At 74.0% G+C, this 3,552-nt stretch carries 4 protein-coding genes; all 4 read right to left on the bottom strand.

Annotated elements, in window-relative coordinates:
- Positions 1 to 1,541: ABC transporter permease (locus VIU94_RS31600; protein WP_331916655.1), on the bottom strand; the 1,541-nt coding region annotated here is incomplete at its 3' end.
- Positions 1,538 to 2,290, bottom strand: coding sequence for an ABC transporter ATP-binding protein (locus tag VIU94_RS31595; RefSeq protein ID WP_331916654.1), 753 nt, complete (start codon positions 2,288 to 2,290; stop codon positions 1,538 to 1,540). The genes VIU94_RS31595 and VIU94_RS31600, both read right to left, overlap by 4 nt.
- Positions 2,291 to 2,420: 130 nt before the next feature.
- Positions 2,421 to 3,110, bottom strand: coding sequence for a PadR family transcriptional regulator (locus tag VIU94_RS31590; RefSeq protein ID WP_331916652.1), 690 nt, complete (start codon positions 3,108 to 3,110; stop codon positions 2,421 to 2,423).
- Positions 3,111 to 3,218: 108 nt separating this feature from the next.
- Positions 3,219 to 3,552: hypothetical protein (locus VIU94_RS31585; protein WP_331916650.1), on the bottom strand; the 334-nt coding region annotated here is incomplete at its 5' end.

Below are 3,552 nucleotides of genomic sequence, written 5' to 3'. Positions count from 1 at the left end.
CGGCCCCGGTTGCGCACCGCGTCGCGCAGCGCGAGGCGCGGCGAGAGCGGCAGCCAGCGGCCGGTGCGGCCGAACAGTCCGACCAGGGCGGGGGTCATGGCGACCACGCCCAGCTCGGCGATGGCGCTGCCGCCGGCGACGATGACGAACTGGTCGGAGATCAACGACCCGTACAGGGCGATCGCCGCGCCGAGCAGGACCGCGCCCAGGCCGATCAGCGGCAGCACGCGGCTGCTGCGGCGCACCCCGCGCCGGCCGGTGAGCGAGGCGAGCACCGACTGGCGGGACGAGGTGATCGCGGGCACGATCGCCGCGAACAGGCCGGTCAGGACGGCGAGCAGGGCGATGCCGAGCAGTTCGAGCGGGCGGACGTCGAAGCTGCCGAACCGGCGCCCGATGTAGTCCTCCAGGACGGGCCGCAGCGCGAAGGTGAGGATCAGGCCGAGGACCGTGCCGACGACGGCCGCGGCAAACCCGATGACCAGGCCGCCGGCGAGGACGATGGCGCGGATGTGGCGCCGGTCGCCGCCGTTGGCGCCGACCAGGCCGAGCTGTCGACGCGAGCGGCGGGCGCCGACGGCGAACGCGGGGCCGGCGAGCAGGCAGATCTCCAGCATCGCCAGGCCGACGACGGTGCCGACGGCGGCGAGCGCGGCGGCCCGGGCGCTTGCGCTGTCCTCGTACGAGTTCCAGCCCTCCTGCTGGAAGAGCGGGACCTCGGACCGGGCGGGCGGGTCGAGCAGGACGGCCCGGGAGACGACCGCGACGCCCTTCTTGTTGGCCTCCTGGACCATGTTCCACGTGAAACCACCGGAGAGCTTGAGCAGGTGGGTGGTGGAGACCTCGGGCTGCTGAAGGCCGGCCTTGTCGGCGGCCTTCGTGTACCCGGCGAGGAACGTACCCGGGAGGGCGTTGACCTGGTCGGCCTTCAGCTCGCCGGGCAGCTCGTACACGCCGACGATCCGATACGTGCGGTCGAAGCCGCGGGCGCTGACGGAGGAGCCTATTTTGAGACCGCTGGCCTCCAGGAAGTGCTCGGTGGCGGCGAGTTCGTCGGCCTTCTGCGGGAACCGGCCGTCGAGCAGGGTGACCAGGCCGCGAGCCATCGGGTCGCCGGCCTTCAGCTCCCGGACCTGCGTCTGCAGCAGGCCGTACTCGGTGGTCAGCTTGGCGGTGCCGGTGCTGTCGGTCAGGACCGCGGCTCCGGCGGGGAAGGCCTTGGAGACGTCCGTCGGGCCGCTCGGGAGAGGCTTGTTCTCCTCCTGAACCGCCGGGTTCGTCATCTCGCCCTCGGGGTCCTGGAGGATCGGCGTGCCTCCGTAGCCGGAGTCCGACAGTCGCGCGTCGGCGGCGCCGAGGGAGCGGGTCAGCGACTCCTCGGTGGAGAGCTCGGAGCTGCGCAGGGTCAGGTCGGCGGCGCTGACGCCGAGGATGGGCAGGGCGATCATGGCGAGGACGAGGAAGCTGCGTCCCTTGTAGCGCCAGGCGTCGCGGCGGGCGATGCGCACCGCGGCGCGCCAGGAGTGGAACCAGTTCGTCACTGCTGCGCCGCCTGGCCGGTCAGGAGCGAGTCGGCCTCGCTGCGGAAGGTCTGGTCGACGACCGCGCCGTCGCGCAGGAAGACCACGCGGTCGGCCCAGGCGGCGAACCGCGGCTCGTGGGTGACCAGGACGCCCGCGGCCCCGGCGTCGCAGCGGGCGCGCAGCAGGGCCAGGACGGACTCGCCGGTCTCGGAGTCGAGCGCGCCGGTCGGCTCGTCGGCGAGCACCAGGCGGCGGTCGCCGACGAGGGCGCGGGCGAGGGCGATGCGCTGCTGCTGGCCGCCTGACATCTCGTCGGGGAAGCGGTCCGCGAGGTGCCCGAGCTCCATCTCCTCCAGGGCGGCGAGGGCCTCGCCGCGGGCCTTGCGGGCGGATACGCCGTCGAGCTCGCGGGGCAGGGCGACGTTCTCGGCGGCGGTGAGCGCCGGGATGAGGTTGTAGTCCTGGAAGACGTAGCCGATGCTGCGGCGGCGCAGCGCGGCGAGCTGCTTGCGGTCGGCGGTGGTGATGTCCGTGCCCTCGACGAGCACCGCCCCCGAGGTGGGGGCGTCCAGGCCGCCCGCGATGGTGAGCAGCGTGGACTTGCCGGAGCCCGACGGCCCCATGACGGCGACGAGTTCGCCGGGGAACACGTCGAGGTCGATGCCGCGCAGGGCGTGCACCTCGGTGGCGCCCGAGCCGTGGACCCGGGTCAGGTTCTGCAGTTGCAGCACGGGCTGCTGTGAGCGGTCGGGCGTGGTTGCGGACATGGAGAAGGGTCCCCCCTCGGTCGTACGCGCACGGGCGCGCACGGAGCGGATGAGCGGTACAGCGCCGGCGGCGGTGCGGTGCCGCGAGCGCGGTGGGCCGGCGGTGGTGCGGCGGCCGGCCCGCGGTGGTTCAGCGGGTGGGCGGCGCCGGGGGCCATGCGGTCAGGGCGGCCTCCGACGGGGCGGCGTGGGCGGACCCGGCCCGGGCTCCCGGCCCGGATGCAGGTCCCGGTCGCGGTCCCGGTTCCGGTCCGGGGACCGGATCCTTCGCCGCCGTGGCGGAGAGGCGGATCAGCCGGGCCTCGCAGTGGTCCAGCCAGCGCGCCTCGGCCTCGGTCTGGAAGATCAGCTGTTCCAGGACGAGCAGCCAGGCGACGTCGTCCCGCTCCCCCGAGCGGCGGGCCTCGACGGCCTCGATCGCCTGGCGTTTGAGCCGGGTGTAGTCCTGCATCGCCTTCACGGTGTGCCGGCGCTGCGACTGGATGACGGCGCGGATGTCGACGCCGGGTGCGCCGACGGCCATGGCGAGCTTGATGGCCAGCTCGTCACGGGCCGGGCTGGTCCGGTCGACGGGCTGCGCGAACCAGGAGCTGAGCTCGTCCCGGCCGCCGTCGGTGATCGTCCAGAGGGCGTGCCCGGCGTCGTCCTCGCCGCCCTGTGCGACCAGTCCGTCGCGCTCCAGGCGGTTCAGCGTCGTGTAGACCTGCCCGACGTTGAGCGGCCAGGTCTGGCCGGTGCGGGACTCGAACTCCGTACGGAGCTGGGACCCGTAGCGCGGGCCGCGTTCGAGAAGGGCGAGCAGCCCGTGGCGGATCGACATACTCAGTATGTATACCGAGTATGCCCCGGCCCACAAGCGACCTGAGAGGGAACCGCGCCGTCCGTCGCAAGGGGGACGGCGGTCCGGGAGAGGGAGTCGGGCCGGGGCTCAGCGCCGCCGCATCCGTACTCCGAGGAAGCCGAACCCGAGCCCCACGAGAGTCAGTCCGACGCCCAGCGTCAGGACCGGAAGCTGCTGGTCGACGGGGGCGACGGCGGCGTGGGGGTTGGGCAGCCGGACGGCCGCGGCCGGAGTGGCGGCGGGGGGCGTGGACGAGGGCGCGGGCTCCTCCTCCGGTACCTCCTCGACCCCCGACTCGTCCTCGGAGGGCGGCTCTTCTTCTGTTGCCGTTCTGGTACGCGAGGGGTTCGGGGACGCGGGATCCGAGCCGTCCGACGGACTCGGCGCGGCCGTCGCGGGCCGCCCGGGCCGCTCGCGCCCC

The organism is Streptomyces sp. (assembly GCF_036566765.1).
In the GTDB taxonomy this organism is placed as follows: Bacteria; Actinomycetota; Actinomycetes; order Streptomycetales; family Streptomycetaceae; genus Streptomyces.
The sequence above is the reverse complement of the archived record's forward strand: the minus strand, read 5'-3'. Positions and strand labels throughout refer to the sequence as shown.

What these genes read in the sequence shown, in the direction of transcription:
- VIU94_RS31590 (WP_331916652.1), bottom strand. Translation starts at nt 3,110, where the DNA reads ATGTCGATCCGCCACGGGCTGCTCGCCCTTCTCGAACGCGGCCCGCGC.
- VIU94_RS31595 (WP_331916654.1), bottom strand. Translation starts at nt 2,290, where the DNA reads ATGTCCGCAACCACGCCCGACCGCTCACAGCAGCCCGTGCTGCAACTG.